The organism is Arthrobacter cavernae (assembly GCF_017368795.1).
In the GTDB taxonomy this organism is placed as follows: domain Bacteria; phylum Actinomycetota; class Actinomycetes; order Actinomycetales; family Micrococcaceae; genus Arthrobacter; species Arthrobacter cavernae.
The window spans coordinates 15580-31043 of record NZ_JAFNLL010000014.1; the positions used below are offsets into that span (position 1 = coordinate 15580).

A 15464-nucleotide genomic window follows, 5' to 3' on the forward strand; every position below is an offset into this window, starting at 1 on the left:
TTCCCTCAGCGCCCCTTGGTGCACGCGGGCCTTGGTGCCCGTACACGCCCGTCCAGACGTGAGATCTCGACTCTTTGAAGCCTTCAAAGGGTCGAGATCTCATTTCTCGATCCGGCAAAGGGCCCTGACTGCTCCTCCCCACCGTGGATAACCCAGGCGGGGCGTCCTGCATGTGCCAAGAATGGGTGCATGCGCAACGCCAGTCCGCTTCCGGACACCTTCGAAGGCCGTTCCTTCACGCTGCTGGAACAGCGCGGCGCCGGGCTCCCGGACCACCGGGCATGGAACAAGGACCTGCGCGTCGCCAGCCGCGGAGTCCGCGTCCCCTGGAGTGCCGAGCAGGAACTGGCGCACACGGCGCGCCTGCTGACCGGGATCTCACCGGGCACCCTTTGCAGTGTCCCGACGGCGGCCGTCCTGTGGGGCTGTCCGCTCCCCTTTGATGTGCAGCGCCAGCCGCTGGTGCACCTGCTCAGGTGGGATGGCGGGAACCGTCCGGTCCGGAAGGGAGTCGCCGGGCACCGGGTGCCGCTGGATCCCGCCGACGTGGGTTCCGTTGACGGCATCCCGGTAACCGGTCCCGCCCGGACCTGGCTGGATCTGGCCCCGCTGCTTGCGCTGGACGATCTGGTGGCAGCGGCCGACTACTTCATCTGCAGGCAGTCACACAGCATCGGCCACCACCGGGCCGCACTGTGCTCGCTGGAGGATCTTCGACGGCAGGTGGCGGGGAACCCCGGCGCGCGCGGCATCAGGACGGCGCGGCTGGCACTGGATCTGGCCCGGGTGGGGGCCGACTCCGTCCCGGAAACCAAGCTCCGTCTGGCGCTCGGGCACCGGATGCTGCCTGAAGCCGAGCTCCGGTTTGTGGTGTGCGACCCGACTGGCTGGGAGCTCGCCTGGCCCGACCTGGCCTATCCCCGTTACAAAGTGGCCGTCAACTACGACGGCGCCCACCACCTCACGGCGGCCCAGAAGGAATCCGACATCCGGCGGGATGAATCCCTCGCCGCCCTCGGCTGGACCTCGGTGACCATCACGGCAGGCCATGTGAAAGCCGTCGGGTTCGACGGCGTCGTGCATCGGGTCCGGGATGCCCTGATCCGCGGCGGATGGCGCGAGGAAACAGGCGCAGGAGCAGGCGCCGAGACGTGAGATCTCGACTCTTTGGTGGGTTGAAAGGGTCGAGATCTCACGCCTCGAGGGATGGTTGGTGGACCGGCCCGCCCCGGGAAGGCTCAGACCGCCGTGGCCGGCTCCTTCGCCTTCGGCGTGCCCGGGGGCTTGCGGAACGCCTTAACCACGGGTTCCACGAAGCGTGCCGCGAGCGGGCCGATGATGGCCATGATGAGCACGTAGGCGGTGGCCAGTGCGGCCAGCTCCCGGGGGACTGCGCCGGAGGTCACCGCGAGGCCCGCGATGACGATCGAGAATTCGCCTCGGGCGATGAGTGCGGCGCCGGCGCGGAAGCGACCTGGCACCGCGATGCCCGCACGCTTGGCCGCCCAGACACCGGTCAGCATCTTGGTCGCTGCCGTGACGACGGCCAAGGCCAGTGCCCAGCCCAGCACCGGCGGAATGGAGCTCGGAACCGTGTTGAGGCCGAAGACCACGAAGAAAAGCGCGGCAAAGAGATCGCGCAGTGGTTCAAGGATCCGGGTGGCGCTGTGGGCTGTGGCGCCGGAAATTGCGATGCCGAGCATGAAGGCGCCGACGGCCGCGGAGACCTGCATCGCCGAGGCGAGGCCGGCCACGAGGAGAGCCGCACCCAGTACGTTCAGCAGGAAGACCTCGGAGTTCTCGCTGTGCACGGCCTGCGAGACGCGGTGGCCGTGCTTGAGCGCAACAACCAGGACCACGGTGACCACGGCCAGGGCAATCCCCACGGTCTGCAGCCCGCCGAGGAAGCCCACGCCGGCCAGGATGGCGGTAAGGATCGGCAGGTAGATTGCCATGGCCAGGTCCTCGAAGACCAGGATCGAGAGCACCACCGGCGTTTCGCGGTTGCCGATTCGGCCGAGGTCGGTGATCACCTTGGCGGCGATTCCGGAGGACGAGATATACGTGACGCCGCCCAGGACGATCGCCCCCACGAGTCCCCAGCCCAGCAGCAGGGCGATGCCGGCCCCCGGGATGAAATTCAGGACAAGGTCCATCACACCGGCCTGCCAGGACCTGCGCAGCCCGGTGACAAGCTCCGAGGCCGTATATTCCAATCCGAGCATAAGCAGGAGGAGGATGACGCCGATCTCGCCCGAAACATGGGCGAATTCGTGCATGCCGTCAAGCTTGACGACTCCGCCCGCGCCGAAGGCCAAGCCTCCTACCAGGTACAAGGGAATGGGTGACATTCCGATCCTGCCCGCCAACCGCGCCAGGAGACCCAGGCAGAAGACGACGGCCCCCAGTTCGATGAGGGTCAGCGCGAGCGGGTCCATTACCGTCAGCCGTTGCGCAGGATGTCGGCCGCGGAATCAAGACCTTCCTGGGTACCAACAGCAACAAGCAGATCACCAAGGTGCAGGATGATGTCCGGTGCCGGAGACGGGACCACCTCGCCCTCCCGCATGATGGCAACGATCGAGACACCGCTGCGCGTGCGGACCCGGGCCTTGCCCATGGGCTGGTTGACGAACGGGGAATCAGCGGTGATGGAGAACTGCCGGGTCACGATGCCCGGGATTTCCCTGTGAGCCTCGGCAAGGCGCATGGCAATGTGCTGGCCGCCCAGCAGATTGCCCAAGGTGGCCGCTTCATCGGCCGTCAAGGGAATGGAAGCCTGGCAGGTGTCCGGATCGTCCCAGGTGGAGACGAACAGCTCTGCGTCACCTTCCCGGTTCTCCACAACACCGATGCGGCGGCCTGAAGCAGTGATGAAGTCCTTGCGGACGCCAAGGCCCGGGAGTTCAGTTTCATCCACGTTCATAAGTCCACCTTAACGCTGTTCTCAGTGCTGCGGTACGACCGCTATTTGGGTCTTGCCCGGCGGCTTGACGGGCAGCATCACGAGCAGGCCGGCCAGGAGAACTACCATGATTCCGAGGATGCCCCAGCGCTGCGCTTCGCCCTCCGCCACCAGTGGCGTGACCACCGCGATGCACAGGGTGAAGAGCGCCGGCGCCAGGAAACTCACGGCCCGGCCTGTGGTGGCATAGAGGCCAAAGAGTTCACCGGATTCGCCGTCCGGGGCCAACCGGGCGAGATAGGCCCTGGAGGATGACTGGGCCGGTCCTACGAACAGGCACAGAAACAGGCCGAACACCCAGAACGTGGTGGATCCGGCCCACGCGCTTCCGAAGAAGGTGTAGTTTCCGTTGCCCAGGACGAGGATCGAGGTGCCGGCCACGAGCAGCCCGAGGAGCGAGCCGACGATGACGGCCTTGGGGCCGATCCTGTCATCGAGGAAACCGCCGATCACCGCCCCGATGGCGGCCACCACGTTGCCGAAGATGGCAAAGAAGATGACTTCCTTGAGCTCGAAACCGAAGGTGCCGGCCGCGATCACACCGCCGAAGGTGAACACGGCAGCCAGCCCGTCCCGGAAGATTGCACTGGCCAGCAGGAAGAAGATGGTGTGCGGGCTGGTGCGGTAGATGGCCTTGACGCGGCGGAACAGCAGTCCATAAGAGGCGACGAATCCCAGGCGGGACTGGTCCTTATTCACCGACAGCTCCGGCACGGTGAACAGCACCGGCAGCGCGAAAATGAAGAACCACAGGGCCGAGAACACCGCCACGAGACGGATGTTCAGCCCGTCCTGCGTGGCGGCCCCGAACCATTCGAAGCTCGGCTGGACGAACAGCTGCAGGACGGCCAGCAGGGCGATGATCCCGCCGAGGTAGCCCATGCCCCAGCCGAAACCGCTCACCTTGCCGATGTTCTTGGGCGTGGAGATCTGGGCCAGCATGGCGTTGTAGTTCACGCCCGCGAACTCGAAGAACACGTTACCCAGGGCGATCAGGGACACGCCCAGGAGCAGGAACTCCGGTTTGGGGAAGACGAAGAAGCACAGGGCCGTCAGGACCGCGACGGCGGCCGTGTTGACGCCCAGCCACAGCTTGCGCCGCCCGCCGGCGTCGGAACGCTGCCCGGTCACGGGGGCCAGGAGGGCGATTGCGATCCCCGCAATCGCCAGGGCTCCACCGAGGGCCGCCGAGGCCGCATCCGCCCCGCCGAAGGCGTTGGACGTGAGGTAGACCGTGAACACGAAGGTGGTCATGACAGCGTTGAAGGCCGCCGAGCCCCAGTCCCAGGCAGCCCAGGCCAGGATCTGTCCCTTGTTGGAGACGGCAGGCCCGGAAGCGAGCTCGGAGGCCGGAGGGGATGCTTGGGGAACTGCCATCGCGTTCATAGTCTGAATGCTATCCGGCCCCGGAAGGCACCGCCGGGGACCTCTACCGTATGTGGACAATTGATGGCGTCTCCATGCCCGGCCGCTGCCCGCCCCGGCCAAAAACTGTCACAGGCGCTTGCTAAACTGGGTCCACTGAACCCAACGTATGGCCGCCTGCTCCAACTTTTGACAACTTTTCCTGACTTTTTGCGGAGACAACAGTGATCACAGTTCTCGCCATGACCTTTGTAGCGGCAACTGTAGCGCCCTTGATCTTCCGCAAACTCGGCAGGAACGCCTTCTTTGTCCTGGCGGCCGTCCCCGCAGCGGCCTTCGTATGGCTGCTCCTCCAGCACGAAGCCATATATTCCAACGGTGGCATGCATGCCGTGACGGAAACCCTCCCCTGGATTCCCGATCTCAAGCTTGAGTTCGCCTTCCGGATGGACGCGCTGGCCTGGGTCATGTCGCTCCTGATCCTGGGCGTCGGCTCCCTCGTCCTGGTCTACTGCGCCCGGTACTTCAAGAACAAAGACCCCGACCTCGGCGGATTCGGCGCCCAGCTCCTGGCCTTCGCCGGAACCATGTTCGGCCTTGTGGCGGCCGATGACCTCCTGATGATGTTCATCTTCTGGGAGCTCACCACCGTCCTGTCCTATTTGCTGATCGGCTACGCCCGCACCCGCCTTTCCGCGCGCCGTTCGGCCCTGCAGGCCCTCATGGTGACCACCGCCGGCGGCCTGGCCATGCTCGTCGGGCTCGTCATCCTGGGGCAGGCCGCGGGCACCTACCGCATCTCGGCGATCCTGGAACAGGCCGGGGGCCAAGCCGGCCTCCTCACCACCGGTCCCGCGCAGGGAGCGGTGGCGGCCGCCGTCGTACTCATCCTGGTTGGTGCGGTCACCAAATCGGCGCTGGTCCCCTTCCACTTCTGGCTCCCCGGTGCCATGGCGGCCCCCACCCCCGTCAGCGCGTACCTGCACGCGGCGGCGATGGTGAAGGCCGGCATCTACATCGTGGCGCGGCTGGCCCCGGGCTTCTCCACCTCGGAATTCTGGCTGCCGCTGGTTCTGGGGCTTGGCCTGGCGACCATGCTGGTGGGCGGTTACCGCGCCCTGCGCCAGACCGATATCAAGCTCATCCTGGCCTACGGCACCGTCAGCCAGCTCGGCTTCCTGACCATGGTGGTGGGCCTCGGCCGGCCCGACGCCGCCCTCGCCGGGCTCGCCCTCCTGCTCGCACACGGCCTGTTCAAGGCGGCGCTGTTCCTGGTGGTGGGCATCATCGACCACCAGTCGGGCACGCGCGATATACGCAAACTGTCCGGCGTGTACCGCTCCTCGCGGGCGCTGGGGATCGTGGCCGGGATCGCCGCCGCGTCCATGGCCGGGCTGCCGCCGCTGGCCGGCTTTGTGGCCAAGGAATCCGTGTTCACGGCCTTCGTGGAGTTCGGCACCGGCGAGGACGCCCACCCATGGGGCCCGGCGGTGCTCGTTGGCCTGGTCCTGGGCTCCATCCTGACCTTCGCCTACAGCGCGCGCTTCATGTGGGGCGCCTTTGCCAGCAAGGCGGGCGTCGAACGCACGCCGTTCAAGGCGATCAAGCCCGCGTTCCTGGCCGCGCCCGCCGTCCTGAGCGTGCTCACCATCGTGTACGGTCTGTGGCCGGCCCCCGTGGACGGCTGGATCCAGCCGTATGCGGCCCTGTTCACGCCCGACGCCGGAGCCTCCGACGCCGGTGCAGGCCACCTCGCGCTGTGGCACGGTTTCACCCCCGCGCTGGGCCTCACCGCCATTGTGCTGGCGGCCGGCGCCGCCATGTTCTACGGCCGGAACGTCGTCTCGCGGGCCCAGAGCCTGGTGCCGGACTGGGTCGACGCCGACCGTGCCTACCAGCGCACCGTCGGCGCCCTGGACGACATCGCCGTCTGGGTCACCGGGCGCACACAGCGCGGTTCGCTGTACTTCTACCTCACAGTCATCCTGACGGTGGCCTTCGCCGTGCCGCTCACGGCGCTGATCGTGGCGAAGAAGCCGCTGCCCGGCGGGCTCTATTTCATTGACCCGAATTCGCCGCTCCAGCTGATCGCGGCCGTGGGCATCGTGGTGGGGGCACTCGCCGCGGTCCGCGCCAACAAACGCTTCCTGGCCGTGCTCATGGTGTCGGTGACCGGCTACGGCATCTCGCTCATGTTCGCGCTGCAGGGCGCCCCGGACCTCGCGCTCACGCAGATGCTTGTGGAAACGATCGTGCTGGTGGCCTTCGTCCTGGCGATGCGCAGCCTGCCTGCCGAACTGCGCGACCGCACCGGCGGACGGCTGCGGGTGGTCCGCGTGATGATCGGCGCCGCGTTCGGCATCACCATGATCTTCGTGGCCATCTACGCGATGGGGGCCCGCGTGGCCACCCCGGTATCGCTCGACTTCCCCAAACTGGCCTACGAAGGCGGCGGAGGGCTCAACGTGGTCAACGTGACGCTCGTGGACATCCGTGCTTGGGACACCTTCGGCGAAATCTCCGTCCTGGCCGTCGCGGCCACCGGCGTCGCCAGCCTGATCTTCGTCCGCGGCCGCGGCGACCGCCTGCGCCCTGCCGCCACGGTGCCCGCAGGCAGCGTGGGGCGCCGCACCGGCGTCGAGCGTGACTCCCGCGACGGCGCCGCGCTGGCCCTCGCGAAGAAGTTCGCCGATGTCGGCCGCGACGCCTGGCTGCTGGGCGGCCGGACGCTCGCCCCGGAGCGCCGCTCGATCATCTTCGAAGTGGTCACCCGGCTGATCTTCCACTCGATGATCATCTTCTCGGTCTACCTGCTGCTCGCCGGACACAACCTGCCCGGCGGCGGTTTCGCGGGAGGCCTGACGGCCGGACTCGCCCTGACCATCCGCTACCTGGCCGGCGGCCGCTTCGAACTCAGCGAGGCCGCCACCGTGAGTGCCGGAACCCTGCTCGGGACAGGACTCGCGACGGCGGCCGCATCCGGATTTGTGCCGCTGCTGCTCGGCGGACAGGTGTTCCAAAGCGCCATCATCGAAGTCTGGCTGCCCGTCTTCGGCGACATCAAGTTCGTCACGTCCACCATCTTCGACATCGGCGTGTACATCGTGGTGGTGGGGCTGGCCCTGGACGTGCTGCGCAGCCTCGGCGCCGAGATCGACGAACACTTCGAGGAAAAGGCAATCCCCGCCGGTGAGGCAGTCCACGCCGAGCCCGTGCCCGCTGGGAACATCGCAGCGCCCGGAAGGGGAACCCCATGAGCGTGAACCTGACACTGCTGATCGTCATGGGCGTCCTCTACGCCTGCGGGATCTACCTGATCCTGGAACGCAGCCTCACCCGGGTGCTCCTGGGCCTCATGCTGCTGGCCAACGCCACCAACCTGCTGATCCTGAGCACCGGCGGATACGCCGGCCTGGCGCCCTTCTTCAACAAGGACACGGACCCCGGCGCGTACAACGACCCCCTTCCCCAGGCGCTGATTCTGACGTCGATCGTGATTTCCTTCGCCGTCACCGCGTTCATGCTCGGCATCATCTACCGCACCTGGGTGCTGGCCCGCCAGGACGAGATCCAGGACGACATGGAAGACCGCCGCGTGGCCAAGACCCCGAGCTTCGACGCCGAGGACGACGCCGTGGTGCCCCTGGAGACTTCGGAGTTCGCGCTGACGCCTGCCGGCCCCGAAGCCACCACCGACTCCCCGGCAACCGACCCCACGGAAAGAGGCACCGCGTGAACCTCGCCAATCTGGCGCCGCTCGCCGTCGTCCTCCCCATCCTGGGCGCCGCACTGACCTTCCTGCTGATCCGGCACTCGGCAGCCCAGCGCGCCGTCAGCATCGGCCTGCTGTCCGCGGCCCTGCTGCTCGAATGCATCCTGCTGGCCTCTGTCTGGGACGGCGGCACCACGTCTGTCACGATCGGCGGCTGGATGCCGCCGTGGGGCGTGGTGATGGTGGTGGACCAGTTCTCCTCGCTCATGCTGGTGGTCTCGTCCGTGGTGAGCCTCGCGGTGCTCATCTACGCCACAGGGCAGGGCATGGCCGACGGCGACCAGGAGGCGCCGGTCTCGATCTTCCACCCCACCTACCTGATCCTGGTGGCCGGGGTGTCCAATGCCTTCCTCACCGGCGACCTCTTCAACCTGTACGTGGGCTTCGAGATCCTGCTGACGGCAAGCTACGTGCTCATGACACTCGGCGGAACGGGGCCGCGCATCCGCGCCGGAGTCACCTACGTGGTGGTGTCCGTGGTGTCCTCGGTGCTGTTCCTCATCGCGATCGCCATGATCTACGGGGCCACCGGAACCATCACCATGGCCGACCTCGCGATCAAACTGGCCGAACTGGACCAGGGCACGCAGAACCTGCTCCATGTCATGCTGCTGGTGGCTTTCGGAATCAAGGCGGCCGTGTTCCCGCTGTCCTTCTGGCTGCCTGACTCCTACCCGACCGCCCCCGCCCCGGTCACCGCCGTGTTCGCCGGTCTTTTGACCAAGGTGGGCGTCTATGCCATGGTCCGGACCGAGACGCTCCTGTTCCCCGGGGACACCCTGAACGTGCCATTGATGGTGCTGGCTTTGCTGACCATGGTGGTGGGCATCCTGGGCGCGCTCGCCCAGAGCGACATTAAGCGTCTGCTCTCCTTCACCCTAGTCAGCCATATCGGCTACATGGTGTTCGGCCTGGCGATGTCGTCCGCTGCGGGGCTTGGCGCCGCCGTGTTCTACGTGGCCCACCACATCACCGTGCAGACCAGCCTGTTCCTGGTGGCGGGCCTGATTGAACGCCGTGGAGGCAGCTCCTCGATCGACCGGCTCGGCGGGCTGGCCAAGCTCTCGCCGCTGCTGGCGCTGCTGTTCTTCATCCCGGCCATGAACCTGGCCGGCATCCCGCCCTTCTCCGGGTTCCTCGGCAAGCTCGGCCTCCTGCAGGCAGGCGTCGAGCTGGGCACCCCGCTGGCCCTGGTGCTGGTGGTGGGCGGCGTGGCCACCAGCCTGCTGACGCTCCTGGCGATCGCCCGCGTGTGGAACCGTGCCTTCTGGCGCAAGCCCGAGGACGCCGAGTACCCGGATCCCGTGCTGCTGGCCCCCGTTCCGGCGGGCCGCGGCACTGTTGGGCTGCTGCCGCGGACCATGGTGGGGCCGACGGCGGCGCTGGTGGCCTTTGGCGTCGCGCTCACCGTCTTCGCCGGGCCGCTCTTCAAGGTGTCCGGCCACTCCGCGGAAGTCATGCTGGACCGTTCCGCATATATCCACTCCGTCCTCGGCGACGGCGCCGTGGTGCCGCCGCTGCCCCGCCGGGGTTCCCAGGCGGTCCAGCCAGATAGTGCAGCCCAATCGGGGGGTGGCAAATGAGCCGCAAACCCATCTCGTTCAAGACCGAGCTGCCCCTGCTGGTCTGGCTGGTGATCGTCTGGGGTGCCCTGTGGCAGGACTTCAGCCCCGGCAATCTGTTGTTCGGGGCATTGATCGCCATCCTGGTGGCCAAACTGTTCTACCTGCCGCCCGTGGAACTGAGCGGCCGCTTCAGCATCCTGCGCGCCATCCCGTTTGCGCTGGGGTTCCTCGCCAAGGTGGCCGCCGCAAGCTTCCAGGTCATGTACTTGGCGGTGGTTTCCGGCCCCAAGGTGCGCAACGCCGTCGTCGCTGTCCCACTGCGGAGCCATTCCGATCTCATGGTGACGGCCACCGGCCACGTCATCTCGCTGATCCCGGGCTCACTGGTGGTGGAGGTGGACCGCTCCACGTCCACGCTCTACATCCATGCCCTCAACATCAGCACTCCGGCGGACATCGCCAGGATCCGCCGCGAGGTCCAGGACATCGAAGCCGGCCTGATCCGCATCATGGGCACGCGGGAAGAACGCGACGCACACGGGGCCGAAGGCCGGCCCGCCACGGAAGGGGCAGCGCTGTGAAGGACCTCGTTCTCATTATCACGGCGGTGATCCTCAGCCTCGCCGCCGCTGGCGCGATCATCCGCATCGCCGTCGGGCCGTCCCTGCTGGACCGCGTACTTGCCTCGGACGTGCTGCTGGCCATCCTGGGCGCCGCGCTCGCGATCGACATGGCCGTGAACCGGCACCTCAACAACCTCATGCTGCTGGTGGCGCTCACGGTGATCGGCTTCATCGGTTCAGTGACCGTGGCCCGTTTCGTGGCCGACCGGAGGGAACAGCCCCATGACTCCTGATGCCTCGGGCGCGGACGCCGTGATCGACGCCGTCACCGCCGTTTTCCTTGTGGCGGGGGCGCTCATGTCCCTGGCTGCGGCAGTAGGCCTGCTGCGTTTCCCGGACCTCATGAGCCGCATGCACGCCGCCACCAAGCCGCAAGTGCTGGGCCTGTTTCTGCTGCTGGCCGCCATCGGGCTGCAGATGCGGAGCTGGTGGGTGTGGCCAGTGCTGGTGGTGGCCTGGATCTTCCAGTTGCTGACCGTTCCAGTGTCCGCGCACATGGTGGGCCGCTCGGGGTACCGCACCAAGCACGGTCACCGGGAACTACTGGCTGCCGACGAGCTTGAAGCCGTGGTTCTGAAGGCCGCGGGGGAACGGGCAGAGGAAAAGGCTGCCGGGCTTCGGACTAATAGGAGCCCTGGCTAGACGATGTCCTGCGACTTGGCGAAGCGGGCGATGGCGCGCTGGGTGCCGCGGCTGGCGAGGACCTGGATGAGCGTGCTGACGGTGCCCGAAATGAGAGCGAAAACCAGGGCCGAACGCAGGCTGGTTTCCATGTCGTCATGGCCCTTGGGCGGCTTGTTGCCGGTGGACTTTTCCCATGCCGCATTGACGAGCTTGCTGCCGACGATTCCCGCGCCGATGCTCACTCCGGTGCCAAGAAGCTTGAAGAAGAAGTTCATGACCCCCAGCCTAGCGCCACATCATCGAGTGCTGAGCAGTGCACCCGATGGGGCGGGTGGTGGACCCGGCGGCTTAACGGCGCCCCTTGCGGCCCTTGAGGAATTCGGCCATGGCGCCGGGGGCGGGAAGCACGGGAACGATCGGGTGCTCGGCGGACCAGACGGCCTGCACGCTTTCCAGCGCGCCTACCTCGTTCAGCAGGAACAGCGTGGGCGGCATGAGCTTCAGGGTTCCGGCCTCTTCGGCAGCCAGGATTTCACGGATCGGCATCCAGAGCGACGACGACGCCTCCGTGGTCTGGTGCCGTGGCTCGGCCCCCGGTGCGGGCCGGGCCACGTAGAAGTAGGTGTCGAAGCGCTTGGGCATGTCCGGCGGGGTGACCCAGTTGGCCCAGGGGCGAAGGTCTGCGGGGTCAAGGCTGAGCCCGGCTTCCTCGAACACTTCGCGTTGCGCCGCGGCCAGCACCATGCCGGCGTTGGCCCGGGCCTGTGCGGAGGCTGCGTCTGTGCCGATTGAAGCCAGCTTCCAGGCCTGGGTGTGGGCATCCAGCAGCTCGTCCGGGTACTCCCAGCCGGCCTTGTCCGCGGCGTCCACGCGTCCGCCGGGGAACACCACCATGTCGGCGGCGAAGTCCATGGTGGACACACGGTGCTGGACGAAGGTTTCGAGGCCGCCCGGGGCATCGCGCAGGAGGATGACGCTCGCGGCGAGCCTCGGTTCGGGCGCGATCTTTTCAGGCACGGGGACGCTGGTTCCGTCGGTGCTGGTCATGTAGGCCCCTTCGCTGCGTCGGATTCTGCTCAATCATTCTTGCAGGCCGGCCCTGCGCCCGCGCCAGGACCGGCCACATCTGCGGCGGGAGGCGAATAATTGAGCAGAATCCGACAGGCACCGACTCCAGCCCCACCCACCCCGTCCCGCCCCCAATATGACCCGCCCCAAAAGCCCGGAACGACCCCGAGGTGTAAGCTGGGTAACGCCCATCAGGGCAGATTTATCACGACAGGGGAGCGCCGCCGTCGGGCACTGCAGCGATGCAGCCGGTGGAAGGGCGCTGAGAGTGCGGACAGCCGCAGACCCTCGAACCTGATCCGGTTAGTACCGGCGTAAGGGAGTCGAGTTCTCAGAGTGTCCGGATGCGCGGGCGGCACAGGCCGTCCGGAAACCGGGGAACACTTTCCCCTCCTGTACCTCAGGAGGCAGAAATGACAACAGCAAGCTTGAAGAAAGCCAGCTACAACTGGCGCGTGGTGGACATCGTGGTGGCGGCGTTGATCGCCATCGCCGGCGGCGTGATTTTCTGGGCCTGGTCCCAGGGCGCGGCCCTCGTCTCCGCACCGATGAACGCCACGTACCCGCCCCTCACCGGCCTGATCGCCGGCGGCTGGATGATTCCGGCCGTGCTTGGCATGCTTATCATCCGCAAGCCGGGCGCGGCCCTGTTCTGCGAAGCCGTCGCCGCCACGGGCGAGCTCATCATGGGTTCCCAGTACGGCACCACCGTGCTGATTTCCGGGCTGCTGCAGGGCCTCGGCGCGGAACTCGTGTTCGCCGCATTCGCCTACAAGAAGTTCAACCTGCCGGTGTCCCTGCTGGCCGGCGCCGGTGCGGGCCTGTTCTGCGGCCTGAACGACTCCTTCGCCCCGTGGGGCTGGAACATCGCGTACGAAGCCGGCGACAAAGCCGTGTACATCGTGTTCTGCGCGATCTCCGGCGCCATCATCGCAGGTGCGCTTTCCTGGATCGCCACCCGCGGACTGGCCAGGACCGGCGTGCTGAGCTCGTTCGCCTCCCGCAAGGCCTTCTCGGAGCCCGTCTTCTCCTGATGCCCGCTTCCGACGCCGCTTCTTCCGCTGCGGGCCGGCCTGCCGCAGTCTCCGCCCGGGGGTGGGGCTGGCGGCATGCCGGCCGCTCCACTCCTGCCGTCCAGGGGCTCGATCTTGAGATCAGTCCCGGTGAGCGTGTGCTGCTGCTGGGGCCGTCGGGCGCCGGCAAATCCACGCTGCTGCATGCCCTGGCCGGCGTGCTGGGCGGGGATGACGACGACGCCGACGAGAGCGGCACCTTGCTGATCGACGGCGCCGCGCCCCGCGGGCAGCGCGGCCGCGCCGGGCTCATGCAGCAGGACCCGGAAACGCAGGTGGTCCTCTCGCGCCTGGGCGACGACGTCGCGTTCGGCGCCGAGAACCTCGCCGTTCCCCGCGAGGAGATCTGGAAGCGCGTCCATGAAGCGCTCGACGACGTCGGGCTGCGCAGCCTTGCCGGCGTCGGTTTGGCGCTGGACCACCCGACGTCGGCCCTGTCCGGCGGGCAGAAGCAGCGCCTTGCGCTGGCGGGCATCTTGGCGATGCGGCCCGGTCTGATCCTGCTGGATGAGCCGACCGCCAACCTGGATCCGGCCGGTGTGCTGGAAGTCCGTGACGCGGTGGCTCGCTGCCTCGACAAGACCGGCGCCACGCTGGTGGTGGTGGAACACCGGGTGTCCGTCTGGAAAGACCTCGTGGACCGGATCGTGGTGCTGCAGCCGGGCTCGGCTGCAGGTTCCGCGGGCGGGACCGGCACCCCCGGCGTGCTCCTCGACGGCCCGCCCGACCAGGTCCTGGAGCAGGCCCGCGGCATGCTCATGGCTGCGGGCGTCTGGGTGCCGGGCTACGTGCCGGCCACGCGCGTCCGCACCCGCGCGGAAGAACCGGCAGAGCTGCTCCTTGCCGCCCAGGACCTCGCCGTGTCGCGGGAACGCGCACGCCGCCGCGGCTTCAAAACCATCCCGCCCGTCCCGGTGCAGTCCGGCATCACCGCCCAGGTCCGCGCCGGCCAGGCACTGACCATCACAGGCCCCAACGGTGCCGGAAAGTCGACCTTCGCGCTCACCCTTGCCGGGCTTCTGGCGCCCGTGGACGGCAAGGTGTCGGCCGCCGTCGGGCTCTCTGACGGCGCCGGAATCGACCCCTTCGCGTGGAAGGCCGAGCAGTTGATTTCACGCATCGGCACCGTTTTCCAGGAGCCCGAGCACCAGTTCGTCACCGGCCGCGTGCTCGACGAGCTCATGTTCGGTCCCCGCCACCTTGGCCACGGCGAGGAACGTGTGGACGAACTCCTGGAACGGCTGCGCCTGACCCACCTGGTGGACGCCAACCCCTACACGCTCTCCGGCGGGGAGAAGCGGCGGCTGTCCGTGGCCACCGTGCTCGCCGCCCACCCCAAGGTCCTGGTCCTCGACGAACCGACGTTCGGCCAGGATGCCAACACCTGGGCCGAGCTCGCGTCCTTCCTCTCCGAACTGCTCGACGCCGGAACCTCCGTGGTCTCCGTGACCCACGACGAGGAATTCAGCGCGGTCCTGGGCGGCACGGAACTGCGCCTGGACCCCGCCTCGCGGAGCGGCAGCCGACAGGAAGCCGGTGCAGCATGAGGGATGCATTGGTCCTCCGCGGCAACCATGCCCTGCTGACGCGCGCCAACCCGCTGGCCAAGTTCGTCGCCGTTTTCCTCATCACCCTGGTGCTGGCGCTCTCCATCGACTGGGTGTCCGCCTCCACCGCGCTCGTGGCCGAGCTGGCGCTCTTCCCGCTGGCCGGGCTGACCCTGCGCCTGCTGTGGCAGCGCGGCTGGCCGCTCATCATCGCGGCCGCCCTGGGCGGCTGGAGCACGGCGATCGTCGCGGCGGACAGCGGCGCCGTACTGCTCGACGTCGGAATCTGGTCCATCAGCGAAGGTTCCCTTGAGCTGGGGCTGGGCTTCATGCTGCGCGGCCTGGCGATCGCCCTGCCGGCGATCCTGCTGATGAGCTGCACCGACCCCACCGACCTCGCCGACGCCCTGGCGCAGAAGGCCCGGCTGCCGCACCGCTTCGTGCTGGGCACGCTCGCGGCCATGCGGCTGGTGGGGCTCATGGCCGAGGAATGGCAGACCATCGGCATGGCCCGGCGGGCCCGCGGCGTCGGCTCCCATGGCAGTCCGATGCAGCGGCTGCGTGCCACCCTGGGGCAGAGCTTCGGGCTGCTGGTCCAGGCGATCCGGCGCGCTTCCCGCCTTGCGGTGACCATGGAAGCCCGGGGCTTCGGCGGCCGGCGCCGCACGTGGGCGCGGGAATCCACCTACTCGCTGCTGGATGTGTGGGTGCTCCTGGGTGGCGTGGCCATCGCCGCTGCCGCGGTCCTGGCGGCGGGCTGGGCCGGGACCTGGAGCTTCGTTTTCTAGACGCGTTCGTCGTGGTGGGCGCCCAGGCTGGCACCGGATTGCGCTCCGCCGTCCGGCCCGCAAGGCTGGGCCCG

Annotated in this window: 15 protein-coding genes and 1 riboswitch; of the genes, 10 read left to right on the forward strand and 5 right to left on the reverse strand. The window is 67.8% G+C overall.

What is annotated here, in order from left to right; genetic code table 11:
- The first annotated feature begins 189 nt into the window (after positions 1-189).
- Positions 190-1155, forward strand: a complete 966-nt coding sequence (locus tag J1902_RS07655) for an endonuclease domain-containing protein (RefSeq protein ID WP_207615657.1) — start codon at positions 190-192, stop codon at positions 1153-1155.
- An 83-nt stretch (positions 1156-1238) separates the two neighbouring features.
- On the opposite strand, the gene J1902_RS07660 is transcribed toward J1902_RS07655, so the two are convergent.
- Genes J1902_RS07660 through J1902_RS07670 form a run of 3 tightly spaced genes read right to left on the reverse strand, consistent with a single transcriptional unit; the run spans position 1239 to position 4351 of the window.
- Positions 1239-2438: a cation:proton antiporter gene (locus J1902_RS07660; RefSeq protein ID WP_207615658.1), complete on the reverse strand. Its 1200-nt coding sequence runs from the start codon at positions 2436-2438 to the stop codon at positions 1239-1241.
- A 5-nt stretch (positions 2439-2443) separates the two neighbouring features.
- The gene (locus tag J1902_RS07665) at positions 2444-2926 is read right to left on the reverse strand and encodes a cation:proton antiporter regulatory subunit (protein WP_207615659.1); all 483 of its coding nucleotides are present in this window, start codon (positions 2924-2926) and stop codon (positions 2444-2446) included.
- 21 nt (positions 2927-2947) lie between these two features.
- Entirely contained in the window at positions 2948-4351 is a 1404-nt protein-coding gene (locus J1902_RS07670) for an MFS transporter (protein WP_207615660.1), read from the reverse strand.
- A gap of 203 nt (positions 4352-4554) precedes the next feature.
- Between J1902_RS07670 and J1902_RS07675 the strand changes: the two genes are divergently transcribed.
- Genes J1902_RS07675 through mnhG form a run of 6 tightly spaced genes read left to right on the forward strand, consistent with a single transcriptional unit; the run spans position 4555 to position 10932 of the window.
- Positions 4555-7587 (forward strand): Na+/H+ antiporter subunit A, encoded by a 3033-nt coding sequence (locus J1902_RS07675; RefSeq protein WP_207615661.1) that lies wholly within the window; start codon positions 4555-4557, stop codon positions 7585-7587.
- Positions 7584-8066, forward strand: a complete 483-nt coding sequence (locus J1902_RS07680) for a Na(+)/H(+) antiporter subunit C (protein ID WP_207615662.1) — start codon at positions 7584-7586, stop codon at positions 8064-8066. The genes J1902_RS07675 and J1902_RS07680 overlap by 4 nt, the downstream gene beginning before the upstream one ends.
- Positions 8063-9685: a Na+/H+ antiporter subunit D gene (locus tag J1902_RS07685; RefSeq protein WP_207615663.1), complete on the forward strand. Its 1623-nt coding sequence runs from the start codon at positions 8063-8065 to the stop codon at positions 9683-9685. Before J1902_RS07680 ends, J1902_RS07685 begins: the two co-directional genes overlap by 4 nt.
- Positions 9682-10248, forward strand: coding sequence for a Na+/H+ antiporter subunit E (locus J1902_RS07690; protein ID WP_207615664.1), 567 nt, complete (start codon positions 9682-9684; stop codon positions 10246-10248). The genes J1902_RS07685 and J1902_RS07690 overlap by 4 nt, the downstream gene beginning before the upstream one ends.
- Positions 10245-10523 (forward strand): MrpF/PhaF family protein, encoded by a 279-nt coding sequence (locus J1902_RS07695; RefSeq protein ID WP_207615665.1) that lies wholly within the window; start codon positions 10245-10247, stop codon positions 10521-10523. The genes J1902_RS07690 and J1902_RS07695 overlap by 4 nt, the downstream gene beginning before the upstream one ends.
- Complete coding sequence (gene mnhG, locus J1902_RS07700) at positions 10513-10932, forward strand: monovalent cation/H(+) antiporter subunit G (protein ID WP_207615666.1); 420 nt, start codon at positions 10513-10515, stop codon at positions 10930-10932. The genes J1902_RS07695 and mnhG overlap by 11 nt, the downstream gene beginning before the upstream one ends.
- Here mnhG and J1902_RS07705 read toward each other — a convergent pair.
- Positions 10929-11189: a DUF4235 domain-containing protein gene (locus J1902_RS07705; RefSeq protein WP_207615667.1), complete on the reverse strand. Its 261-nt coding sequence runs from the start codon at positions 11187-11189 to the stop codon at positions 10929-10931. The genes mnhG and J1902_RS07705 overlap by 4 nt on opposite strands.
- A 73-nt stretch (positions 11190-11262) precedes the next feature.
- Positions 11263-11961: an NUDIX hydrolase gene (locus J1902_RS07710; RefSeq protein ID WP_207615668.1), complete on the reverse strand. Its 699-nt coding sequence runs from the start codon at positions 11959-11961 to the stop codon at positions 11263-11265.
- A 223-nt stretch (positions 11962-12184) separates the two neighbouring features.
- Positions 12185-12321: riboswitch (TPP riboswitch) on the forward strand.
- A gap of 74 nt (positions 12322-12395) precedes the next feature.
- Here J1902_RS07710 and J1902_RS07715 point away from each other — a divergent pair.
- The 3 genes from J1902_RS07715 to J1902_RS07725 are packed head-to-tail and all read left to right on the forward strand — an operon-like array spanning position 12396 to position 15390.
- Complete coding sequence (locus tag J1902_RS07715) at positions 12396-13016, forward strand: ECF transporter S component (RefSeq protein WP_207615669.1); 621 nt, start codon at positions 12396-12398, stop codon at positions 13014-13016.
- A complete protein-coding gene (locus J1902_RS07720) occupies positions 13016-14602 on the forward strand; it encodes an ABC transporter ATP-binding protein (protein WP_207615670.1) in 1587 nt (528 codons plus the stop codon). The genes J1902_RS07715 and J1902_RS07720 overlap by 1 nt, the downstream gene beginning before the upstream one ends.
- Positions 14599-15390 (forward strand): energy-coupling factor transporter transmembrane component T family protein, encoded by a 792-nt coding sequence (locus J1902_RS07725; protein ID WP_207615671.1) that lies wholly within the window; start codon positions 14599-14601, stop codon positions 15388-15390. Before J1902_RS07720 ends, J1902_RS07725 begins: the two co-directional genes overlap by 4 nt.
- The last annotated feature ends 74 nt before the right edge of the window (positions 15391-15464 follow it).